Annotated in this window: 22 protein-coding genes; 4 read left to right on the forward strand and 18 right to left on the reverse strand. The window is 42.6% G+C overall.

Going from position 1 to position 22,125, the window contains the following annotated elements; translation table 11 throughout:
- Nucleotides 1–14: 14 nt before the first annotated feature.
- Nucleotides 15–734, reverse strand: a complete 720-nt coding sequence (locus R8G66_30090) for a TIGR00730 family Rossman fold protein (GenBank protein ID MDW3196666.1) — start codon at nt 732–734, stop codon at nt 15–17.
- Nucleotides 735–745: 11 nt separating this feature from the next.
- Nucleotides 746–1,657, reverse strand: a complete 912-nt coding sequence (locus R8G66_30095) for a TIGR01777 family oxidoreductase (protein ID MDW3196667.1) — start codon at nt 1,655–1,657, stop codon at nt 746–748.
- 74 nt (nt 1,658–1,731) lie between these two features.
- Between R8G66_30095 and R8G66_30100 the strand changes: the two genes are divergently transcribed.
- Nucleotides 1,732–2,298: a hypothetical protein gene (locus R8G66_30100; protein ID MDW3196668.1), complete on the forward strand. Its 567-nt coding sequence runs from the start codon at nt 1,732–1,734 to the stop codon at nt 2,296–2,298.
- 58 nt (nt 2,299–2,356) lie between these two features.
- On the opposite strand, the gene R8G66_30105 is transcribed toward R8G66_30100, so the two are convergent.
- Nucleotides 2,357–2,824, reverse strand: a complete 468-nt coding sequence (locus R8G66_30105; GenBank protein ID MDW3196669.1) for a hypothetical protein — start codon at nt 2,822–2,824, stop codon at nt 2,357–2,359.
- Nucleotides 2,825–3,091: 267 nt separating this feature from the next.
- Here R8G66_30105 and R8G66_30110 point away from each other — a divergent pair, with 267 nt between their 5' ends.
- Nucleotides 3,092–3,694, forward strand: a complete 603-nt coding sequence (locus R8G66_30110) for a nucleoside phosphorylase (GenBank protein ID MDW3196670.1) — start codon at nt 3,092–3,094, stop codon at nt 3,692–3,694.
- A 152-nt stretch (nt 3,695–3,846) separates the two neighbouring features.
- Here the strand turns inward: R8G66_30110 and R8G66_30115 are convergent, their stop codons facing one another.
- From R8G66_30115 to R8G66_30165, 11 genes are all read right to left on the reverse strand, one after another.
- The gene (locus R8G66_30115; protein ID MDW3196671.1) at nt 3,847–6,807 is read right to left on the reverse strand and encodes a TonB-dependent receptor; all 2,961 of its coding nucleotides are present in this window, start codon (nt 6,805–6,807) and stop codon (nt 3,847–3,849) included.
- A 437-nt stretch (nt 6,808–7,244) separates the two neighbouring features.
- Nucleotides 7,245–8,741: a hypothetical protein gene (locus R8G66_30120; GenBank protein ID MDW3196672.1), complete on the reverse strand. Its 1,497-nt coding sequence runs from the start codon at nt 8,739–8,741 to the stop codon at nt 7,245–7,247.
- Nucleotides 8,742–8,879: 138 nt separating this feature from the next.
- Nucleotides 8,880–9,869 carry a MoxR family ATPase gene (locus tag R8G66_30125; GenBank protein MDW3196673.1) on the reverse strand — a complete coding sequence of 330 codons (990 nt, stop codon included), beginning with the start codon at nt 9,867–9,869 and terminating at the stop codon, nt 8,880–8,882.
- Between the two features lie 105 nt (nt 9,870–9,974).
- Nucleotides 9,975–10,601: a protein-tyrosine-phosphatase gene (locus R8G66_30130; GenBank protein ID MDW3196674.1), complete on the reverse strand. Its 627-nt coding sequence runs from the start codon at nt 10,599–10,601 to the stop codon at nt 9,975–9,977.
- Between the two features lie 349 nt (nt 10,602–10,950).
- Nucleotides 10,951–11,367 carry an ArsI/CadI family heavy metal resistance metalloenzyme gene (locus tag R8G66_30135; protein MDW3196675.1) on the reverse strand — a complete coding sequence of 139 codons (417 nt, stop codon included), beginning with the start codon at nt 11,365–11,367 and terminating at the stop codon, nt 10,951–10,953.
- A gap of 38 nt (nt 11,368–11,405) precedes the next feature.
- Complete coding sequence (locus tag R8G66_30140; GenBank protein MDW3196676.1) at nt 11,406–11,735, reverse strand: metalloregulator ArsR/SmtB family transcription factor; 330 nt, start codon at nt 11,733–11,735, stop codon at nt 11,406–11,408.
- Nucleotides 11,736–11,833: 98 nt separating this feature from the next.
- Nucleotides 11,834–13,006 (reverse strand): hypothetical protein, encoded by a 1,173-nt coding sequence (locus tag R8G66_30145; protein ID MDW3196677.1) that lies wholly within the window; start codon nt 13,004–13,006, stop codon nt 11,834–11,836.
- Nucleotides 13,007–13,069: 63 nt separating this feature from the next.
- Nucleotides 13,070–14,239 (reverse strand): hypothetical protein, encoded by a 1,170-nt coding sequence (locus tag R8G66_30150; GenBank protein MDW3196678.1) that lies wholly within the window; start codon nt 14,237–14,239, stop codon nt 13,070–13,072.
- Nucleotides 14,236–15,123: a hypothetical protein gene (locus R8G66_30155; protein MDW3196679.1), complete on the reverse strand. Its 888-nt coding sequence runs from the start codon at nt 15,121–15,123 to the stop codon at nt 14,236–14,238. Before R8G66_30155 ends, R8G66_30150 begins: the two co-directional genes overlap by 4 nt.
- A gap of 13 nt (nt 15,124–15,136) precedes the next feature.
- Nucleotides 15,137–15,664, reverse strand: coding sequence for a hypothetical protein (locus R8G66_30160; GenBank protein MDW3196680.1), 528 nt, complete (start codon nt 15,662–15,664; stop codon nt 15,137–15,139).
- Nucleotides 15,661–16,188 (reverse strand): RNA polymerase sigma factor, encoded by a 528-nt coding sequence (locus R8G66_30165; protein MDW3196681.1) that lies wholly within the window; start codon nt 16,186–16,188, stop codon nt 15,661–15,663. The genes R8G66_30160 and R8G66_30165 overlap by 4 nt, the downstream gene beginning before the upstream one ends.
- Before the next feature lie 1,000 nt (nt 16,189–17,188).
- Here R8G66_30165 and R8G66_30170 point away from each other — a divergent pair.
- Complete coding sequence (locus R8G66_30170; protein MDW3196682.1) at nt 17,189–18,553, forward strand: DUF1080 domain-containing protein; 1,365 nt, start codon at nt 17,189–17,191, stop codon at nt 18,551–18,553.
- Between the two features lie 25 nt (nt 18,554–18,578).
- On the opposite strand, the gene R8G66_30175 is transcribed toward R8G66_30170, so the two are convergent.
- The 4 genes from R8G66_30175 to R8G66_30190 all read right to left on the reverse strand — a co-directional run bounded on the left by R8G66_30175 (nt 18,579) and on the right by R8G66_30190 (nt 21,313).
- On the reverse strand, nt 18,579–19,226 hold the full coding sequence (locus R8G66_30175; protein MDW3196683.1) for a hypothetical protein: 648 nt from the start codon (nt 19,224–19,226) through the stop codon (nt 18,579–18,581).
- 161 nt (nt 19,227–19,387) lie between these two features.
- Nucleotides 19,388–19,735 carry a sigma factor gene (locus tag R8G66_30180; protein MDW3196684.1) on the reverse strand — a complete coding sequence of 116 codons (348 nt, stop codon included), beginning with the start codon at nt 19,733–19,735 and terminating at the stop codon, nt 19,388–19,390.
- Nucleotides 19,736–19,900: 165 nt separating this feature from the next.
- On the reverse strand, nt 19,901–20,725 hold the full coding sequence (locus R8G66_30185) for a tetratricopeptide repeat protein (GenBank protein ID MDW3196685.1): 825 nt from the start codon (nt 20,723–20,725) through the stop codon (nt 19,901–19,903).
- A 156-nt stretch (nt 20,726–20,881) separates the two neighbouring features.
- On the reverse strand, nt 20,882–21,313 hold the full coding sequence (locus R8G66_30190) for a hypothetical protein (GenBank protein MDW3196686.1): 432 nt from the start codon (nt 21,311–21,313) through the stop codon (nt 20,882–20,884).
- 91 nt (nt 21,314–21,404) lie between these two features.
- On the opposite strand from R8G66_30190, the gene R8G66_30195 reads away from it, so the two are divergent.
- Nucleotides 21,405–22,121 (forward strand): hypothetical protein, encoded by a 717-nt coding sequence (locus R8G66_30195; GenBank protein MDW3196687.1) that lies wholly within the window; start codon nt 21,405–21,407, stop codon nt 22,119–22,121.
- Nucleotides 22,122–22,125 lie beyond the last annotated feature (4 nt).

The following is a 22,125-nucleotide window of genomic DNA, read 5'->3' on the forward strand; positions in this document are numbered from 1 at the left end:
AACCCACACCCTTGTTAAAAGTTCGGCGATAACTTGTATTGACTGTAGAACTTTTCAATGACCTCCACTGCTTCTTCTGGTTCATCTACTACGGAAAACAGGTCCAGGTCTTTTTCACTGATATTATTTTCACGCTCTAACAACGTGGTTTTGATCCAGTCAACCAGGCCACTCCAAAATGACTTACCTACCAGTACAACGGGGAATTTTGTGATTTTTTCTGTCTGAATTAAAGTCAATGCCTCAAATAATTCATCCAGGGTACCAAAACCACCAGGCATGACAATGAAGCCTTGTGAGTAGCGTACAAACATCACCTTTCTCACGAAGAAGTAATCATGGCTGATGACCTTATCACGGTCTATGTATTCGTTGTGTGAACCCTCGAAGGGCAGTTCAATGTCCAGACCCACGGATTTTCCTTTTTTCTGAAAAGCTCCTTTGTTACCGGCCTCCATGATCCCGGGACCACCACCGGTGATGACACCATAACCTTTGTCCACCAACAGTTCGGCAATTTTCTCCGCCGATTGGTAATAGGGATTGTCAGGTTTGGTCCGCGCCGAACCAAAAATAGATACACAGGGGCCGATTCTAGCGAGCTTTTCAAAGCCCTCTACGAATTCCGACATAACCTTAAAAATGACCCAGGAGTCGGTACTTTTGATCTCTGTCCAATCTTTGTCAAGAAATCCGCTGGGTAGGGTAGATTCGTTATTTTGATCTTCTTCCATAACTGTACATATTAAACACCCTTCTCATAAATATCTGAAAGGGCGCTCCTAATATCGTTAAACTGGAACTCAAATCCTTCATCCACCAGCTTTTGTGCTGATACTTTATTACCTCCTTGTGCGATAGATGACATTTCTCCTAACATCATTTTGAGTACAAATGCCGGAACAGGAGGCAGAAAAAGAGGCCTTTTTAACGTCTGGGCAATGGCTTTGGTCACTTCTGAATTGGTTTTTGGATTCGGGGCCACACCATTGTAAATACCTTCCTTCTTGTTCTCCAGCAACCAGATGATCATGGCGCAAATGTCATCGATGTGTATCCAGCTGATGTATTGTTTCCCAGATCCAAGAGCTGCTCCCACTCCAAACCTGACCGGTTGGGCCATTTTTACCAGTGCTCCCCCTTTGGAAGAGAATACCACTCCGATCCTCAGGTAAATCAGCGGTATGTTCAATTCTTCGAATCCCTCTGCGGCCTTTTCCCAATCTGCAGTTACCTGTGCCAGAAAATCATTCGCTCCTGGAGAATCTTCCGCTAATAATTGGTCTCCGGTATCCATTCCGTAGTAACCAATCGCTGAAGCAGATAAAAATGATTTCAAAGAAATGCCTGCTTCCTTTACCTTATCATGCAACAATTTCGTGGAATCGATACGGCTATCATAAATGACTTTCTTCCGTCTTTCGGTCCACTTCTGATCGCCCACTCCAGCTCCCGCCAGGTGAATGATATGATCTACTTCCAGCGCCTTTGGGTCGATTTCTCCCTTTTCTATGTCCCACTTAAAAGCAGGAAATTTGGCATGAGGATTCGCCCTACGGCTCAGGTGCGTGACCTGATGGCCCATTTGTGCTAGTTTCTCACTTAATCTAGTGCCTACCAGGCCAGTACCACCGGTAATTAATATTTTGGAACTCATATCAACTTGCTTGGTTTATCCAAGGAGATTGGGATATTGCAATGTCCTTCTGTTAAACTTACCATTAGTAACTAATGAAGTCACTACTTTTCTTGTTTTCGCTCGTATTTTTTTCAAATACTTGCCTTGGACAGCTTCCCGAAATCACCAAAGGATCACTGGAACTTCCCACACAAACCATCAATGGCCTTCAAGCGGAAGTAGGCTTTAATGTGGATCAGGTTGAGAAAAGTTTTTGGAGGTTTTGTCAGGGCTTCTCGAAAACAACTAACCTCCGTACCCATTATGTGGTGAGTATTCCCACAGATGTTGGGAGGATTTATGTCGTGGCTCAACTGGAAAGTCTCAAGCCAGGTCGGATGCTATTTAAGCTAGCCATGAGGGAGGAAGGCCAACGAACGCGATACCAAACACAATTGAATGAAATGCTCAGGCAATTCATCGTGCAGTTGCACCTGGATCAATATCAATCGGAAGTTGACTTACTGGAAGCGCGCGCTGCCTCAGTTGCAGAAAAAAATAGGAAACAAGTCAAGAACTCGGGAGAAGGCTCGAAAAGCCACCTCTTCACTTTGAGAAATATTCAATCCGAGATCGACGAAATTCGTAAAAAGCAGCGGGAAGCTTTGGAGTGGGATTGAAAAAGAAAAGCTGACCCACTTTCGAGTCAGCTTCTCAGCACAATTATTTGATCACTAATCAATTAATACACGGTCCATTCAAGTTATCATTGTCTAGCACGATAACCGTAATGGAAGCAGTTGTAGGAGAAGCCCCAGCTCTGACCGATAATGTTGTCGTCACATCAGTTGTCGTGCTTCCGCCAGGAAGAAAATCGGAGCCCCTAAGCATAATGGCGGAACCAGGAGTTGTCTCTTGAAAAACTCCATTGACGCTCCAGTGGTATCCATTGGGATTTAAGACGAAATTGGTATAGAAGTACTTCTCTTCGCACTCACCAATGGTAATCGAGGTTTGGCCTCTTTGTTCTGCCCAAATGTCCGTACTTCTTGATGTATCTGGCCACTCGTCCATCTCACATTCTTCCACTACCTCTTCTGAGGTGACTTCTGTTTCGGAGCCTTCAATTGTTGAAAATGAGCTAAGCGTGAATCCGAAGGCAATCAGAGCCACCATCGATAAAATCCAAAAATTCTGCTTTTTCATAATGAATAGTTTTTAATTGTTATTTGTCCTTTTGTTGCTTTGATATTTCATACGTTCCACTTAATTGAAAATAATTTCAAAATTTTAGTTTACAGCGCTATCACGTATCTAAGAAACGATAAGAACAAATGCCTTTTCCTCAATTTCTGCAGCACTATGATCAAGAGGTGATCATTACACCTCAACAGCACTTTCTGGCTGAAAAGGAAGCTTATCAAGACTATCTACCCTCCTAAGGCAGTCATTCTTTGTTTTGAGTCTTCGCTAATGAATCATTTCAAATCAGCACCCTACACAACTTTTCTTTCCTTCTGGACCAGAGAAATGATCTACTTCGATGACTGTGATCAAAAAGTAGCGCTTGTTGGTAATTTTGGCATCGGTGGTCAGGCAGCTGCACATATGTTGGAGATATTGATCGCAGCAGGAACCAGCCAGTTTATTGTTGTAGGACATGCGGGTGGGTTACATACCGCCAACTCTGTAGGAAACCTTGTACTTACGGACAAAGCAGTCAGAGACGAAGGCCTATCTCACCATTATCTTCCTTCTGATCAATATGCTTATCCTTCTAAAAAGCTCAGCGACAAGTTGAAAAGTAGCTTAGCAAAGCAAGGCATCGTCCATCACATCGGTAGCTCCTGGACCCTGGACAGCATGTATCGGGAGACGAAGGAAGCCATTCAATACTATGCAAATGAAGGAGTTGCAACGGTAGAAATGGAACTGGCGTCACTATTTGCGGTCGCGGCCTACAGAGATGTAGCTATTGCTTCCCTCCTGGTCATCAATGACTATGTGACTTTTGAGCAGTGGAACGAACATTTACATGCTGAATCAACGGGAAAAAGCACTTTTCCAATCCGTTGAAATAGCGAAGGGTGTATTGACCAGTTATTGCTTAAATTGAGCAAAGGAAATTCAGGTTTTGCATGAACGCACGGTAGGCTTTTTATCCCCAGGGAAGTACAAAAAAAGGCCACCCACTTGGATGGCCTTCTGAAATATTATGAGTTTCTGACTTATCTAAATGAATATTTGATTCCGGCAGATATCGAGGTTCCCGGGCTAAAACGTTGGAAAATCTCCGTGTTATCATCTTCAGCAGACGAAAATGCTCTTCGATAGAGTTGTTCCAATTTGTCTCCCAGGATATTAGATACGCCAAAGTTGGCTGACCATTGGTCATCGGAACCGAAAGACTTATTCATATTGAAATTCAAACTGTGGAAAGGCTCTGCGAAAACGTCTGGATCACGACCACCTGCAACGACTACAAGCGTTCTTCCTTTTACATTGTAGAAAAAGCCTGCATCGAATTGTCTTTCATAGTCATTGTAAGAAATGCCTGCGTTAACGATCCATGGAGCTTGTCCGGCCATGCTTCGTGTATCATCAATCTCTTCTCCTGTTCTTGCTCTTGCCGTTCTGTTGAGCATTTCAGCCTCAGAGAAATCAAGTCTTGATTCAACCAAAGTAACGTTTCCATTGATGCTAAATTTGTCCGAAAGGAAATCCAATGATTTTCTGAATTCTAATTCCAAGCCGAATAGTTGACCATTTCCAACGTTTCTAGGCTGAAATTCCGCATTGGTTTGTTGCTGTGGAAGTCGAACCAACTCGATGGCATTATCAAACTTCTTGTAAAAGACAGATGCTGAAAAGAGTTGACCTCTGTTCATGAACATTTCCCAACGCAGATCAATGTTGTCAATCAAAGTTTCCTGCAGGTTTCCTTCCCATGTATCGATACTGAAGAGACCTCCATTGAAGATACGGTTAGATACCGGGTCAATGATCTGAGCAAACGATAGCTCTTTGAATGAAGGTCGGGCAATCGTTCTACCGTAGGAAAACCTGATGTTTTGCTTGTCTTGCAGGTTGTAGATCAAGTTAACTGATGGGAAGAAATTCAAATTGTCCAATACTTTATCATTGTCCAACACATTTCCATATCTCTCAGGATTTGCCTGTATTGCGGCAATGATCAAGTCCATGTCTCTGAAGCCGTCTTGCTGGAATCCTCTGATAGATCCTGCAGCATCCTGATCACGACCTGTATGTCGTTGCACAAAGTTCTCTGCTCTGACTCCTACAATGGCTTTTAATTCTTCAGTGATGGAAAACTCACTGGACACATAGACGCCAGTATTATTTATGTTCGAATTATATTGGTTTGGGTTAGGGTCACCGAATCCAGATACCAAATAAACAAAACCTGCCGGGAACACGGTTTCTTCAGTCCAAACCTGACTTGCTGCACCCGTCCAATCTAACCGGCCTCCTGCCAGGAAATTGACATTGAAATCGACAATCTCGTAATCTCTTTCCTTGTAAGTATGACTCATGCCAAACTTCAACTTGGCATCACGATTGAACAATTGATGTTTCTTCACGACATCAACTTTACCACCTACATTGATCTCTTCCAGGCTTCTCCAAAGTCTACTTGGGTTACCAGCAGCTCCAGCAGCAAAACGTGGATTGTCATTGATCAGCGTAAAAGCGGTACGACGAATGTCAGGATCTTCTTGTGAAGACCAGGTAGATGAAACTCTCCAATCTACCATCCAGGAATCATCATTTGTATGGTGCTCGCCGTTCAGGAAAAGTGTAGATATAGAACGTTCGTTGTACTCAAGGTTCTCCGATAATCCCAGGTAACCAGACTTACCAACAGCGTCCTCATCATCCACCAGGTTAAAATCACCGGCTCGGCTTTCTCCATTTTGAAGACGCATGTAAGTCAATCGAAATTTTGACAGACTTGTTTTGTAAGCCAATCCGGCAAGACCTCCGAGAAGTACATTGTTTTCAGCTAGTACACCGGTTGCTGTTGCCGCTCGCTGGAATTCCCTCACATCGATATCCCGATCGTTCTGATATTCGCCAAAATAAGCATCATCATACAAGTTTGTGCTGTTCTTATAATTTCCTGAGAACAGATAGCCCAGCGTATGACCATTGGGTAGTTGAACCTGATTGCCTAATGAAACTCCAAAGTTGTAATTCATGAAGCTGGTAGCAGATTTTACTCCCAGTGTCGGGCTGAATTGATTCAAGAATTCTCCTGTTTCCGTCTCTGAAGAATTGATAGGAGAAGGAATGTTTGTGGTTCTTGCATTGGCGGGAAGTTCTCGAACGCCATTGTCAAACCCTAACCAATCTGTACCGCTGCCATCATAGGTGATGTAGTCGTTATTGAAGTGCATGGCAGGATTGAAATCTATGCCAAAGGACACATCCATGATTTTGTCTTCTGGAAAATCCTTGGTTTCGATATTGACAATTCCTCCAGTGAAATCCGCAGGAAGGTCCGGTGTGAACGACTTCAAGATGACCATGTTGTCGATCAGGTTTGTAGGGAATACATCAATTTGAATACTGTTTCTATCCGGATCCAGACCAGGGATATCCATGCCATTCAGGGTCGTTTTGGTATATCGGTCTCCCAGCCCCCTTACATAAACGTATTTTCCTCCTTCTACAGAAACTCCGGTCACACGCTTGGCGGCCTGTCCTGCATTTCCATCACCAATTTTTCGAAAGCTTTCAGCAGAAATCCCATCCATTACATTGGCAGACTTCCTTTTTACTGTAAGTAGGGCCGTTTCATTAGTTTTGATCACCTCACCGGTTACTACGATCGCCTCTAATTCCTCCACAGCATCTTCCATCCAAATGGCATCGATGAGAGTGATATCATCTTCTGCAACCACAAGATCCGTGATTGTTACGGTCTTAAAGGAAACAAAAGAAGCTTCGATCGTGTAGGTACCAGGCTCTACTTTGATCTGGAATTTTCCATCAAAATCCGAAACTGCGCCAGTTGCAGTGTTCTGAATCCGTACTGCTACGCCAAATAGGGGCTCCCCCGTAGATTGCTCATAAATCGTTCCTCGGATGATCCCGGGATCAGCAGAGGCAGCTGTAGCAAACAAAAAAAAGGCCAGGCACAAGCCCAGCATCGTCAATTTTTTCATGGGTAAAAGTTGGATGAAACCGGAGATACCAATCCTTTCTGTTGCGATACCGCAATCACCGTGTTAGGGTTAAGTGCTGTTAGACCTGGTTTCAATTCAGCATTTATTCTGGGCGCAAAACTCATTAGAGCCCGTTACCAGCACAACAGTGAAGTATTTATAAAATCGTTAGTACAGTGTTAAAAAAATGTTTTCCCAGGCCTGAAAAAACCCCTCTTAGTTGTTTTTAAATTGAATTTACCTTGTCCCAAAATGCCTTAACTGATTTAATATCAGCACTTTGCAATTCTATTTAGTGCCCTAACTCGAATGTTAAGACAATGTTTCCAGAGATAATTTTGGATTTATACTGGGCGACTAAGCACGTAGAAGCATTAAAAAAGCTGCTCCAAATTAATGAAGCAGCTCTATCGTATTTCAAATTATCTGACACTTAATTAAAGGCCTAGTTCAGCAAGTTTTCCAGAGTTACCTGCCCATGTCCAGGCAAAATCAGCAGCAGAAGGTCCGTAAGACTTAGAACCTACAGCAACTCCGTAAGTGATCACACCATCGTCCACACCATCGAAGAATCCACCGGAATTGTCAGCCAAATCTGTTTCCCAGTTCGTACTTGCAACCGCACCGTTTCCGTTGAAGCTGTCGATTCTACCAGCAGTGATTCCAAAGAAGTAAAGGTTAGTCAGTGTAGCATTGGTGTCATCATCCCAATCAACAATGGCATCGATATCTGCACCACCGTAGATCACCCCTTCTGAGAACGTATGATTTTCACCTCTTGTTCGGTCTCCTTCCGGTCCGTCAAGCTCAAAAGCAGAACCCGTATTTGGTGAGATAATGATGAAGTTGGTCACTGATCCTGTCCAATCCTGGTCCGTATCCATTGAATCATCGAAAGAGTTCCAGACCACCGCGCCATCTATTGATACATTGCCTCCAAAAAACTCGATTCCATCGTCTTGATTCGCAACGATTTCCACATTACTGATTGTAGTACCGGAACCAACACCACCAAGCGTCAAACCGTTAATTTCGTTTCCTGCACCGATGTTAGTTCCTCCGTGTCGGATAGAGATGTAAGAGATCGTTCCAGAGTTATCTTCAGGCTCATTTCCTCCGTAAAGACCGTTTTCGTCTGAAGAAGGAATTCCTTCAATTTGAAGCTCAGCAAGATCAGCAGTTGTTTCTCCGTTACCATCTTCGACTTTTCCTGTAATTGGAGCTTTACCAAGAATAATGATACCTCCCCATAAACCAGTCTGGGCAGGGTTAGTGGTACTTGCATAATTACCAGCAGCGATATCTGCCGGATCTATAGGATCATCTGTAGAAGTAAAAATGATCGGTAAGGCAGCAGTTCCCTGAGCATTCAAGGTACCTCCTCGAGCCACCAAAAGGGCAGTAGCCGCAGCCGCAGCTCCGGGAGCTCCTTTGATAACAGTTCCTGGTGCAATGTTCAAAGTAGCACCATCAACAACTGTCACTCGTGTATCCAGCTGATAAATGTTGTCAGCAGTCCAATTGACTGTACCTTCGATAGCGCCTCGAACGCTAATTACAGGTGTAGCATCTGTATCGGTAATGGTCAATACAGCAGTAGCTGATCCTGTTTTTCCATTTGCGTCGGTTACTGTCAAAGTGATTGATCCTGCACCAGCATCACCTGCCGTGAAAGATACAACAATGGCTCCTGAAGTTTCGCCATCTGTTCCATCGGTCACTACAGTAGTTGTTCCCCCAGTTTCTGTCACTGTAGAAGAAGCGAAACCACCAATGGCGATATAGGGAAAAGTTACATTTATGGATTGTCCTGAAGTAACCGTCGCCGCCGCAGGGGCAGTTACCTCAGGATCAGCGTTAACAGGCTCGTCCTCTGAACAAGAGATAACGAATAGCATACCTGTGAATGCTAAGAGTGATAATAATTTTTTCATAATCAATTTTGTTGCGAAAAGTTTGTTGGCAGCAAAATTGAATTTTGTGTGTTAACTCCCTAGAGGTTGATCTTTACGATTGTGTTAATATCAGCCCGTGAATTTTAAGGACGTATTTTCTATGTTAAGCAAATGTTGCTACTTCGCCAACTCTACCTTGTTCAGTAATTGCTCAATGATGTCCTGAGTGGTCACCGCGTCTGCTTCCGCTTCATAATTGAGCAAAATACGGTGGTTCATCACATCTTTAGCGATTTCCTTGATGTCTTCAGGCAGTACAAAATCACGCTCATCGAAGAATGCTACCGCTTTCGCAGCAAGGTTCAAGTTGATAGAGGCCCTTGGTGATGCCCCGAATTCAATGTATTGCGCCACATCATTCAAGCCATAAGCTTTAGGATCTCGTGTAGCGAATACCAATTCGATGATGTACTTCTCCAAAGATTCGGAAATGCTCACCTGATTGATCTCTTCCCGAATAGAGAAAATGTCTTCTTTGGAAAGGATGGTTTCCACCGCTGAATTGAAGGTCATGTTACTCATGCGTCGCATCACCTCTAGTTCCTCACCCTTGGTTGGGTAATCCACGTGTACTTTCAGCATGAAACGATCCACTTGTGCTTCCGGTAGTGGGTAAGTTCCTTCCTGATCCACGGGGTTTTGAGTCGCCATCACCAAAAAGGGTCGGTCCAGCTCAAACGTGGTTTCTCCGATGGTGACCTGCTTTTCCTGCATGGATTCCAGCAAAGCAGACTGCACTTTGGCGGGAGATCGGTTGACCTCATCTGCCAGGATCATGTTGGCGAAGATCGGCCCTTTCTTTACTTCAAACTCAGATTTCTGTTGGTTATAGATCATCGTACCCAACAAATCCGCAGGAAGCAGATCCGGCGTAAACTGAATTCTTTTGAAATCGAGATGTAAAACATCGGCCAGTGTATTCACCGTCAATGTCTTCGCCAGACCAGGAACACCTTCTAATAAGATGTGTCCTTGTGTAAATAACCCGATGAGCAGGCGATTGACCATGTACTCCTGGCCTACCACGATTTTACCTACCTCATGCGTTACTTTTTTGATCTTTCGTTGATGCTCTTGCTTGAGCTCCTGATCCAGGCTCTGTTCCATCTCAGTTCGTTTCAATTTTCTGAAGTCTGCAAAAATACCCTGCTGACGCCTATCTAAAAATAAGATTACTTAAGCGGCGGTTTCTTTAATGTTTTTTAACAACCTTCAGTTAGCTAATTCTGCTTTCACTTTGCGCCATACATAAAACAATTCTGTGGCAATCTGAAGGCATCGTTCGTCATAGGTGGCTAACTCGGCATCTGTTCCATCCGATTCTTTGGGATCGACATATAATAATGCCACGCGTCCATCCGCGCCGAAAACCACAGGGCAATCAGCATCGGCACTGGAGCAGGTCATAACGGCACAAAAGTTGGTTTTCGGGTTTGGTGCCTCGTCAAAGGTTTTGGAATAGGCTTCCATGGGCTTCGCTCGATCGGAATAATGCACTTGATAGCGGGGGTTTTCACCACCGGGATTTTCGATATCCATTCCGGTTCGCTCCAAAGCCGCCACCGCTCTTTCATTGAATGCGGTGGTAGCTGTTCCTCCTGAAAAGGTCTTCACTCTATCAAAACCATAATAATGTGCGGCTACCTGTGCCCAGATCTGACTGAAGTGGCTTCTTCGGGAGTTATGGGTGCAGATAAATGTCAAGTTCAGTTCTTGACCTGATTGCAATTTTGATTGACAATAAGTCACAAGTTGATCCAGAATAGCGATTCTATCTGGTTTTAAATCATCTATCGTTGGCAATAACTGCTCAATGTATGCGGCTAGTTTTGGTTTCATTTGAATACTACTCTAAGTGGTTCGTTTTTAAAATCATTAGGAAATTTTTGACTAATCCCCATACCCCTTTGCCACGTTATTAAGTTAAGGTTCGTCACTGCGAAGGATTGAATCGGACCGCCGAAGCGGCAGTCTATTCTAGATTTCTACTTCGAAACCTTATTTGAGATTGCCACGCAAGCTCGCAATGACGGTCCATTTCACTTAACTTAATACCATTGGCCCACTTTGATAAAGTGGGATCATTTGCCTATGATCTTATAAAAAAACAAAGGTCAACAAAAATCTGCTGACCTTTTAATAAAATATATTATTGCAATATTACGATTGACTTGGGCGAAAAATAAGCCTAGCAACAAGGCGCTGCAGTGTACTTCTCTTCATTTTGATTGACATCCTCAATGAAATGGTACACTTCCCACTCGTATCCATCCGGGTCATTCACCCAAAACTTATCTTGCTTCGCATAGCAACAAGCCACTTCTTGTTCTTCGAGGCCTATCTCAATACCGGAAGTTTTAAGCGCATCTTTCCGTGCTTCGACTTCTTCTGTGGAATTGACCAGAAATCCGAGGTGACCAAAATGGTTCTGTACTTTGTCCGGTGCCTGAAGAAAAGTAATGACCAGTGCCGGATCGGCTAATTCGAACTTTACATAGTCTGATTTTACTTTACTTGGCTCTGTACCGAATAACCGGGTGTAAAAGTTGACTGTCTTATCCGTATCTGATACGAACAAGCTTAAATGAAATTTTTGCTCTTTCATTGTATTATCTGTTTAAGTTGGAGACTACCAAAACCTTATCAACAGCATGAACCCTCAGGCTGCAACTTATCAAACATCCCGTCGAACAATTGCTGGACTTCTTTCCAGACCTGGTAATCGAGGCAATAGCACATGGCATTACCTTCAACCGTGCCTTTGATGATCCCGGACAATTTTAATTCTTTGAGATGCTGAGAAATAGTTGCCTGTGCTAAACCCAATTCCTGAACCAGATCGCTATTGATACATACATTCATTTTCAATAAATGATCAATGATCGCGATCCTTGCCGGGTGTGCCAGCACCTTGGCATACCTGGCCAGTTCATTCTGTTCCGCTGTAAAAAGATCGGTTTTCGATATTCCCATATCGTAATATTACGATATTACATTGATGATGTTCTTGAATTATCAATATTATTTTAGAAAACATCTAATTGCCGATCATTTTACGGAGGTAAAACTTACTATTTTCCCCAATTCAGGCCCAGTACTGTGCGAACAGAAAATATCCCATCTCCCCTTGTATGCTCAGGAATAGAAGTGATGGTGTGCTGGAAGGAGTAACTCGCGGAAATATTGAAGAAATAACGTTTGCCCATTCGTTCACGATACCCAATTGAGAGATAGGGAACAGCTTCACTAAACCCTTGCCTGACTTCATCTCTTGCGTCATCTAATATTGAGAATTCGATATCCTCATAAGAGTAAAGGCTAGCCAACCCCGCTCCTACATAAAATCCGGCAAAGGCATGTACAGGATTGTCTGCATTAGGCTTCTTTAGAGGTCCAAAATACTTTCGAACACTTGTAGATATTGAAAAACGGGTATTCCTTATGAAATTGTCGTTGTTTTCTTTTCGATTAGAATGGCTACCCCATAAGCCCAGACTGGCCGTTAAGCCTTTTAACAGGAATTCCTTTTCGATGGTAGAACCCACGTAATAATACTGAATGTTATTCGACAAATCTATGAATACCGAGGGGTTTTGAAGGGTGATTAAAAGATGCTCTCTATGGCTGGAAACTTTTTGCTCTGAGGATAAACCGGTTGAAGACCTTTTACCAATTGGCCCCCATGCTGCACCAACTGTTGCATTAAGCCCAAGACTAAGGTTATTGATAAAAGGTCCGAACTGATAACCAGTATACACCCGCATGTCAGCATATCCAAATTGGCTTTTCTTGATCTGCCTGCCAAAATGAAGGGATACAATTTCACTGAATGATTCCAACTTATACATATAGTTGGCATATTCCAACGCAAAGTACTTCCCGGACAAATTATCTGCAATTCTGCCACCTTTCAAGAAATGCCTCAGTTTAAAGGAAACAGCACTGTTTTGATTAACAGGAAAAATATAGGATCCTTCAATAGAAAGGAGTCTCGTCAGTCGGTATTCAAAGGCAAACAGATCAAAAGGAAATGCACTTAATCCGAATTCGCGGGTATAGTGAAAACCATCGCGCACTCCGAGTTTCAATAAGAACCGCTGGTCATACTGATCAATCGTTTGATAATTGTATTTCGTTTTTGCTGCTTTAGCATCAAGGGTGTCTGTAGTAACCATAATCTCTTGGGCGAATGGCGCACTAATGACGAAGCTGTATAGGGCAAGTAGGAGATAAATTCTTTTCATAGCTAGTGTTCGTTTGTTGATTGAATGGTAATTGGGTTAGAATAAATAGGCATTAGGATTCATCTATCTTCCCCAATTGAGTCCAACTCGGGTTCCAAAAGACAAGTAAGGGTCTCCTTTATGATTGTGAATAAAATTAGTATAAGTATAAAAGGAGTAAGTAGCAAAAATGTCATAGAAGAATCGCTTACCTAATCGTTCTTGATAACCAATAGAAATGAATGGTATCGCTCGATCGAAACCATATCTCGACTCCTTGAAAACTTCCGCCGTAGAGGAAAATTTAACATCAGCAAGTGAGTACATACTACCCACTCCCGTACCCAGATACAGCCCTGAAAATGAGTGTAGTGGTCTATCAACACTAGGTTTTCTTAACCGTCCAATATACTTCCGAATACTGGCTGAAACTGAAAAAGCATACGATCTGGCGAAAAAATTCTCCGCAGAAATTGATGTCTGTCTGGAGTAACCTGCACTGAACGTCGTACGAGCAGTAAGGCCTTTGATCAAAAGCTCTTTCTCAACAGTAGAGGTCAAAGAAAAAGATTGAAAATTTTCTCCGAGAACGAAACTAGGATTTTCAAGTGTGATCAAAAAGTGCTCTCTATGACCAGAAAACTGATGCTCTGAAGGCAATTTCAATTGTGATCGGTTTCCGGTAGGTCCCCATGCAGCGCCGACCGTCACATTTAGTCCGAAATTCAAGTAATTGTCAAATGAGGTAACCTGATAACTTGAGAATACGCTGAAGTCAGCATAGCCAAATCGACTTTTTTTGATTTGTTGGCCAAGTTGAAGCTGGTACGTCTGATTAGTGGAAGTGGAACCGATAAATCTATTCCCAAATTCAACCGCCACATATCTTCCGGACATGTTGTCTGCAAGTCTGCCTTTCTTCAAATAGTGTCTCAGCTTCAGTGAATAGCCACTTAAATTATTGGCACGAAAGAAATAAGCTCCTTCAACCGATATCAATGGGGTCAATCTATATTCCAATCCGATAAAATCAAATGGCAGATCCCTCAGCTGGTTGTTAAATGAAAAGCCGAAACCACCCAGTGCACCAAGTTTTAGCAAGATCCGTTGATCATATTGGTCCAAGGTTTGATACTGATATTTTTGATTTGGAGCTCTCTCATTTAAGGTATCTGTTGATACAGTAATTTCCTGAGCTACAGACCCAACTAAAATGGAGCAGCAGATGGCCAGTGTTAGGTGAAGTCTTCTCATTGTTTGTAAGCGTTTAGTGTATTATCTCGAATGGTGATAGGACTAAAGGAGGTCATGATGGTAATCTTTGAATTAGAGGTCCCTTCATATTCCCATTTGGAAGATTTTTTCAGATTCATGGAGCCTTCCAGGAAGATGGTCCCCAGGTCAGTACTCAAGTCATAATGATAGCTGTCGATAGGAGCAATTAATTCTAATGTGAACGAGGTTCTTCGTGCTTCAATGTCTACTTCAGCACTACTAAGGCCCATCAATTGAATGGTACCGTAATTTGCCTTACCAGTTACCTTTCCCTTGATTTGATTTCCGATCAGGTCTACTCGTGAAAGGTCCATGTACAGATCCCCTGCATGATCTGAGATCCTATTGCTTCCAAAGACGGCAATCAGGGAAAGGTCCCCATCACAGTTGCTTACATCAGAATCGACAAACTTCCCTTCCAAACTCACCCGGTCCGACATGTTGGATACAGTAGTAGCACCGTAAGCATTGCTGACAGCTACCTTGCTGGAACGCGGGGCCTTCACGAGCAATTCGATGTTTAAGATGCCCTGAACTTTTCGAAAAGACTGCCCTGAAACAAAATCGTTGGAGAAGCGCAGAGTATCTCCCTCTTTCTTCAATTGATATTTGAGGTACTCTAGTTCTTTGACTGCCTGTTGTCGGTCTTTGTGTTTCGACTTGAGCAGAATCTCGAATGCATAGTAGTCCTGATTCCACCCCTGGATGGAGACCTGCGCCTTTTCCAGATTGAGTAATAATACCTGGCCAGGCTGGTAGTCCATTTTTTCCTCAAAACGCTGTGTGGCTACATTTAATACCGTCTGGGCCTTAACTCCCAGCAAAAGCGTCGTGAAAATTGTATAAAATAAAAATCTTTTCATCGGTGTAACATTGTCATATCACAATCATTGATACCAGTTGACTGGTGATGGATGATTCGGCGTTTTCAAGCTGAATCATGGCTCTTGTTGCTATCTCATCTGCTCCATATTGTTTGACAGCCTCGGCCAGCAACGTCTTTTCTTCTTCTATCTGATTCAACTCCCTATAAAGCTGAATGAAAGTTGGGGATTCACAGATCTCCAATTCTTTGCGGCATGCTTCATGAATGAAGAGCTTACCTTCCGCCAGCTGAACTTCACTCTCCATTTCGAGGATAGGATCACCAATGGTCTCGATCTCAACTACCTCAATCACATCGGACACTGGTTGCGTGGACCACCAAAATAGCCCCAGCGTTATCAGGACCATCGCTGCAGCTGCCCAGGGAAGTGTCCTCCATCCTTCGGTTAAGAACCTACGACGAGGTTTTTGATCTTCCATTTTGGATTCGATCGCCTCCCAAAGGTCATCCCGGGACCATGAGGTCTCCAGATCAACTTGATTGAGCGATTCCAGCTTTTTATTAAGATCCTCCTTCATGAGTATTTCTGATCGTTTAATAATTGCTTCAATTTGCCACGTGCATACACCAGTTGCGACCGGGAAGTACCTTCGGAAATGTTCAGTATTTGCGATGCTTCTTTATGGCTATATCCCTCGATGGCCACTAGATTAAATATGGTTCTTGCCCCGTCCGGGAGCAGCCGAATACAATCGTAGATGTAGGAACTTTCCATAAATTCTTCTTGCACCTCGGGTGCTTCAATCGGTTCTTCCCAGAACAGCAGCTGTTCTCTTTTCAAAGCTTTGATCTTCATCAATGCTTCATTGATCATGATCTTACGGATCCATGCAGATAAGCTGCCCTTACCTTGATAATCGAATTGGTTGATCTTGGTCAGCACCTTATAAAAGCCTGTACTCAAGCAGTCGAATGCATCATTTTCCTCTTTTGCGTATCTCATCACCAACCTTTTCATTTCGATATAATAGGTCTCATAGAGCGCCTTTTGAGCGCTACGAATTTCTTTTTGACATTGATCGACTAATTCCTTTTCGGTCACTAAGACGCTATTTTTTTCCGGTCTTTTCTTATTAAATGCCGGAACTTATGAAAACGCTGGAATCTGTTGAAAAAAAATTGAAATACACATAAAGCTTGCTGGGTCAATTGAGATTTGGGACGGCTATCACCCAACAACTTATTTCTGTAGAGAATTGCTACGAAAAAGAGTTGCCGTTTTGTAACGGCCTTGATTCATTTTAGGTTTTTAATTCAAAAAAGAGCAGATAAGAATAAAATTCTGTTCGAGTCCTGCAGAACTCCGTCTGTTTTCGACAAAATAGATGACGAGTTTATTTTATTCCTGCTCTTTGGATTGAAAACCGTTAAAAAATGAATCCGGCCTAGATTTTTTCGGCCCTTTTCATCAATGGAAAAAGGCCAAGACAATTCATGGTGATGCTTTGATTCAAGTCATTGTAGGAGTGTTAATTACTGGGTACAGAAGAATAATTCGACCCTCATATTGAATCACTATCCTAGGAATTATTGTCACAATAATAAAAAAAGGCGCTACAGTAATTGTAGCGCCCTTTGTTGTTAAGCTAATCTCTGTGGTTGCTTAATAGAGCAATCCTTTAAATAGCAGGTTCTTGGACCTACGCGTTCTCCTAACGCCAATCCAATATCTTTCGAGCAGAATCAAGGTTAGCGCCAATGTGGTTGTGAGGATAATGGTTCCCATAGCTTAAGTACAATTTTTTCTTAGGTTATTTATATAACGCATATTAATGCAAAAAGGTTAGACTAAATCATGTTTTCCCGAATTTTTTATTTCTTTAATGACATTTCAAGAAGTATAAACCTGTATAATAACCCATAGACACACTTTAATTACTGTGTTTTTTATAATTACTTAACATTTATTTTAAGTCGATATTCCCGATTTGATCCGAAAAGCGGCGAAGCAATTAATGAATTCATGAATGACTTAGGGTTGAATTATCTAATTTCCAATGTTCAATGCCTTTTCTTCTGTTATTAATGATACATACAATCTCATGAGGACCCTACTATTTATCACGTGTTACAGCCTATTTGTTTTGTCAGTTTTTGGTCAGAATTGGCAGTCACTAATAGGTAATGATCTTAGCGACTGGGATCAGAAGGGTGGTACAGCCACCTACGAATTGGTAGATGGCATGATCGTGGGAACGACGGTTGACGATCGTAATAACAGCTTTCTCACAACGAAAGCCTCTTATTCTGACTTCATCCTGGAATTTGAAGTATGGCTGGACCCTTCTTTCAACAGTGGGGTACAATTCAGGAGTAAGAGCCTTTCAGACTATCAAAACGGACGTGTACATGGATATCAACTGGAATTGGACCCAAGTCCACGGGCTTTTTCGGGAGGTATCTATGATGAGGGACGAAGGGGATGGTTATACCCCCTGGCCAGAAACCCCAAAGGTTCAAAAGCCTTTCGAAATGGGGAATGGAACAAGGTAAGAATTGAAGCCGTTGGTCAAACAATCAATACGTGGATCAATGGGGTACATTGCGCACGATTAGTTGATGATGAAACGGCCGAAGGTTTCTTTGGTCTGCAGGTTCATGGTATCTATGATCCCTCGCAAGCCAATAAGAAGGTGAAATGGAAAAACATGCGTATCCTCACTGAAAATCCGGAGCAATATATAACCAGTCCGGACCCGGATGTCCCTGAACTGAGCTACCTCACCAATGCGCTATCAACCAATGAAAAACGAACCGGCTGGAGACTGCTTTGGGACGGCAAAACTTCCAAAGGTTGGCAAAGCGCAAAAAGCCCTGAGTTTCCCGCCAGCGGCTGGGAAATGAATGATGGCGAATTAACGATCCTGGCCACGGATGGTGCCGAAGCAACTGGTCCCGGAGATATCATTACCAAGGAGCAATTTTCAGACTTTGAACTGGTACTGGATTTCAAGATCACCGAAGGCGCCAATTCCGGCATCAAGTATTTTGTAGATCCTAACCTTAATAAAGGAACCGGTTCTGCCATTGGTTGTGAGTTCCAGGTACTGGATGACAAGAACCATCCTGATGCAAATATGGGCGTCGCCGGAAACAGGACTGTTGCTTCCCTATATGATTTGATCCCTGCCGAGAACTTATCCGTTCCTGGTCGCGGAAAGCAATTCAAAGGCATCGGCGCATGGAACCGGGCGCGTATCGTTTCCAGAGGCGGTAAAGTCGAGCATTGGCTCAACAATGAAAAAGTCGTGGAATACGATCGTTTTTCACAGATCTTCCGTTCACTTGTGGCTTACAGCAAATACAAAAACTGGGAAAACTTCGGTCAATGGCCAGAGGGCCATATCCTGTTACAGGATCATGGAAATACGGTGCATTTCAGAAGCATCAAAATTCGAGAGTTCTGATCAACGTCCGTATTCAATTCATGAGTTAAACTACGTCATCGTTGCTCAGTTCCTGTTGCGCCTCTTCGATCTCTCGAATCATAGGCATTAACGTCCTCCGAACTACTCGATTGTTCTCTCTATATATCATAGTAAAAACGATGGCTGCGAAAGTCAAATAGGCCAGCTTGTAAATAATTGGCATAGGCAATAGCTGATCAATAATGAAATTGGACCAACCATATGCCTGTGGATCTCCAAGGCCTAAAACCGAAACAGCAAACGGCACAAACGATGGTATCAAAAACCAATAAAGGACTGTGCTCATGAGCTTCTTTTCATGCTCTAAATTCAATTTTTGATTCTCCAGTTGTTCCTTAAACGACAAAGTATGGTTAACCGGAATTCGATTTAAGTAATGATCTCTTCTTTTGAAAACATGCCAAATCATGCCCAGGATAGCCAATACAAGTCCAGCTTTGGTCACAGGAAAAGGAATGATAAATATTAAATAGGAAAAAACAGGTATGCTGATCAGCATGGTGATGATGTCCATACGGTCTCTTCTTTTAATCCTTGCATTCAAATCTTCCAATTGTCCATTTAAGTCAATCATCAATCGAGAAAGGTCGAATTTGATTCTTTCTGTCTCCGGAGAGTTCCTCCATAGGTCTTTCAATTCTTGTTCTAGCATTTCACTGAAGTTTGGGTGTGATACACCCAAAAAGGGTTTTTCGAATGCGCTTCATTTTGACCGCTATGTGGTTTTCGGTCAACCCGAGAATTGTCGCTATTTCTCTATAAGACAGGTCTTCCAAATATAGAATCACTAAGGAACGATCCACATCCTTAAGATCAGCGATACATTCCTGAAAGCGCTTTGAATCTGGTCGTGGTTTCATCGTCCGAATCATAATCATCGGCCATGAAATGTATGGAATCCAGTCGACTTGTTCTTACATGTTTCCGATCATAGTTCTTCTTCGAACTGTAGCATACATTCAGAGCAATCTTATAGATCCATGTGCTGATGTTCGACCTGTGCTGAAAAGAGCTGTAAGATTTCCAGATTTGGAATACTACTTCCTGGAATAAGTCTTGCGCTTCTAAGGGTGGAGAAGCATAAACCGAGCAAATCCGATATATACTTTTCTTACTTTGATCAATGGCGGCAATAAATTGACGTTCCGACAGGTCTGACATATGAAGGGCATTCTTGCTATCTATTTTACTTGGTAGTAAGAATGAATTGAATATGACAAAAATGTCAGAAAATTATCTATCTGCCCTTCTTCGTCCAGACATCAAGAGCAGAATAACTAGCAAGTATGAAAGAAACAGGGCACTTTACTCCAGCAATTTGACGGATTAAGTTAACTCCGCTACCAACCCTTGAAATCGAGGTACACTGGCGTATTTGGTAAAGATGTCCTGGCTGAACTCACACAGGGAAAATCCAAGTTTTCCAGCCTTCTCGAAAGTTTGATAGAATGCTTCTTCTTTGTCCTGATAGAAATTCAATTCCGCCAAAACCGCATAAGCCCCGGCATGATCGGGAACCAATTGGAGTGCTTTATCCAGGTCCTTTTCCGCCTTTTTGAAATCACTTTCTGATATGTACAATTCCGCCCGAAGTACGTATATCCTTGGATTTCCCGGCTCCAATCGGATGGCTTGTTCCATATCTTTTATCGCCGCTTTCTTTTTCTCTATCAGCATCAACAAATTCGCGCGCTCGATAAAAGCAGACGTATTCAATGGATTCAGTGAAATCGCTTTTTTGAAATCTTCAAAGGCATCTTTGACCATATTTAGCTTCATCCATGCCTTACCCCGGCTCATGAAAGCGATGGAAGAATCTTCCGCACATTTAACAGCCTGATCATAGTGATCAAAAGCAGATTGGTAATCGTGTCGTTCGTAGAAGATATTTCCGAGCAATAAATGTGCTTCCATAAAATCCCCACCAATCTGAATGGATTGTTTGAGGTCTTTGATGGCATCTGGTTCCTTACCTTCCTTCAGAAAAAGGACTGCTCGCTTAAAAAATACGTTTTTGTTGTCCTGAGCTAAATTAATGGCTTCGTCGTATAAGGATCGCGCCCTGTCAAAATCGCTCTCCTGGCAAGCCAATTCATAAAGTTTATTGAACTTGACCTTCCTTCTGACTGTCAAAAAATCCCAAAATCCCATGGCAGTGTTACTTTTAGTGTAATGTCAATAGTGCAACTGCAAGAAAATAGTTTTCAGGTTACTGTGTATCAGTAGAAATGGTCTTCTTCTTTACATAATTGAGAGCTGTTTGGTCAACCTGGATTTAGATCGAACCTGTCGCTAATGCTAACGAACTCAATCGAGCAAGCGGTCTACAAGTTTCACCAGCTTTTCCTTTTTCATTCCTCCAAGGACCTTACTTCGATCACCAGATTGTAATGATTGGATTTCTTCCTCCTTTAATTCTTCTGCCAACTTGGCATAGGTCGTTTCCTTTTCTTGCTCATTGACGCCCAAGATCTCAATCTCGTCAAGCGCTGCTTCCAAAATGGCTTTCCCTTTCTTCTTGCAGGTTTCGATCGGATTGTATTTGGAATTTGAATCACGCAATGCCCAGCTGCTGTAATCGATTTTTAACGAATCAATTTGTTTGATGTGTGGAGTGGATTCTCCCAGCACCCGATGCAGGATGGTGATGGTACCCGATTTCCAGGCCTCCAGGTCAAAATCCTCCAGGTCGAGTTTCTCAATTTGCCTTTCTATAAGTTGCATGAATTTATTGATCATAGTTATCAAAAATTATCAGGAAGGTAATGAACCTTATTCATATTAACGATAAAGAAGGAACAAGTTGCCTTTCTTTGTGTTTTAAGGGAGTATGGAACAGCAAGTAGATGTAACGAAGATCATTCAGCCTGGTATCGAGATTGGCGGTATTTTGTTGATGGAGCCAGTCACGGTGATCACAAACCTGTTCATTTCAGTGATGTGTTACTATGCCTTCTGGAAGATGGGTAAGGACAAAGTGGAAGGAAATCCCCTGATCTTTTTGCGGTATTATTTCCTTACAATGGGAATCGCTACGACATGGGGTGGTTTTATTGGACATGGATTCCTGTATTTGCTCGACGATCGCTGGAAACTAGGCGGATGGATCATCAGTATGCTCTCAGTGGCCCTGATCGAGCGTTCCGCCATTAGCTATGCGAATCGTCTGGTATCACCCAAGTTGGGTCAGGCTTTCTTATTGATGAATGTGATCGAACTGATCATATTAATGGCCCTGGTGGTCTCCACAGTCCATTTCAAATTCGTAGAGATCCATAGTGCGTATGGGTTCATCATTGTCGTATTTGGCTTTCACCTCTTCGTCTTTTGGAAAACCCGCGATCTGGGTAGTCTCGAAATGATCTATGCGACCATTTCTCTACTCATTGCAGTATATATTTTCAATGCACCAGTTATTATTCACACCTTCTTCAATCACCGGGACCTGGCGCATATATTCATGCTTATCGGTGCATATTTCCAATACAGAAGCTATTTGAAATTGGGTCAGGGAACTCGAGAAGTAGACGCTACTGCTTCCGCTTAGTTAT

This window comes from Cytophagales bacterium (genome assembly GCA_033344775.1).
In the GTDB taxonomy this organism is placed as follows: domain Bacteria; phylum Bacteroidota; class Bacteroidia; order Cytophagales; family Cyclobacteriaceae; genus JAWPMT01.

Bases quoted from the DNA above. Each gene is read 5' to 3' on its own strand.
- R8G66_30090 (MDW3196666.1), bottom strand. From the start codon at position 734: ATGGAAGAAGATCAAAATAACGAATCTACCCTACCCAGCGGATTTCTT.
- R8G66_30095 (MDW3196667.1), bottom strand. From the start codon at position 1,657: ATGAGTTCCAAAATATTAATTACCGGTGGTACTGGCCTGGTAGGCACT.
- R8G66_30100 (MDW3196668.1), top strand. From the start codon at position 1,732: ATGAAGTCACTACTTTTCTTGTTTTCGCTCGTATTTTTTTCAAATACT.
- R8G66_30105 (MDW3196669.1), bottom strand. From the start codon at position 2,824: ATGAAAAAGCAGAATTTTTGGATTTTATCGATGGTGGCTCTGATTGCC.
- R8G66_30110 (MDW3196670.1), top strand. From the start codon at position 3,092: ATGAATCATTTCAAATCAGCACCCTACACAACTTTTCTTTCCTTCTGG.
- R8G66_30115 (MDW3196671.1), bottom strand. From the start codon at position 6,807: ATGAAAAAATTGACGATGCTGGGCTTGTGCCTGGCCTTTTTTTTGTTT.
- R8G66_30120 (MDW3196672.1), bottom strand. From the start codon at position 8,741: ATGAAAAAATTATTATCACTCTTAGCATTCACAGGTATGCTATTCGTT.
- R8G66_30125 (MDW3196673.1), bottom strand. From the start codon at position 9,869: ATGGAACAGAGCCTGGATCAGGAGCTCAAGCAAGAGCATCAACGAAAG.
- R8G66_30130 (MDW3196674.1), bottom strand. From the start codon at position 10,601: ATGAAACCAAAACTAGCCGCATACATTGAGCAGTTATTGCCAACGATA.
- R8G66_30135 (MDW3196675.1), bottom strand. From the start codon at position 11,367: ATGAAAGAGCAAAAATTTCATTTAAGCTTGTTCGTATCAGATACGGAT.
- R8G66_30140 (MDW3196676.1), bottom strand. From the start codon at position 11,735: ATGGGAATATCGAAAACCGATCTTTTTACAGCGGAACAGAATGAACTG.
- R8G66_30145 (MDW3196677.1), bottom strand. From the start codon at position 13,006: ATGAAAAGAATTTATCTCCTACTTGCCCTATACAGCTTCGTCATTAGT.
- R8G66_30150 (MDW3196678.1), bottom strand. From the start codon at position 14,239: ATGAGAAGACTTCACCTAACACTGGCCATCTGCTGCTCCATTTTAGTT.
- R8G66_30155 (MDW3196679.1), bottom strand. From the start codon at position 15,123: ATGAAAAGATTTTTATTTTATACAATTTTCACGACGCTTTTGCTGGGA.
- R8G66_30160 (MDW3196680.1), bottom strand. From the start codon at position 15,664: ATGAAGGAGGATCTTAATAAAAAGCTGGAATCGCTCAATCAAGTTGAT.
- R8G66_30170 (MDW3196682.1), top strand. From the start codon at position 17,189: ATGAGGACCCTACTATTTATCACGTGTTACAGCCTATTTGTTTTGTCA.
- R8G66_30175 (MDW3196683.1), bottom strand. From the start codon at position 19,226: ATGCTAGAACAAGAATTGAAAGACCTATGGAGGAACTCTCCGGAGACA.
- R8G66_30180 (MDW3196684.1), bottom strand. From the start codon at position 19,735: ATGTCAGACCTGTCGGAACGTCAATTTATTGCCGCCATTGATCAAAGT.
- R8G66_30185 (MDW3196685.1), bottom strand. From the start codon at position 20,725: ATGGGATTTTGGGATTTTTTGACAGTCAGAAGGAAGGTCAAGTTCAAT.
- R8G66_30190 (MDW3196686.1), bottom strand. From the start codon at position 21,313: ATGATCAATAAATTCATGCAACTTATAGAAAGGCAAATTGAGAAACTC.
- R8G66_30195 (MDW3196687.1), top strand. From the start codon at position 21,405: ATGGAACAGCAAGTAGATGTAACGAAGATCATTCAGCCTGGTATCGAG.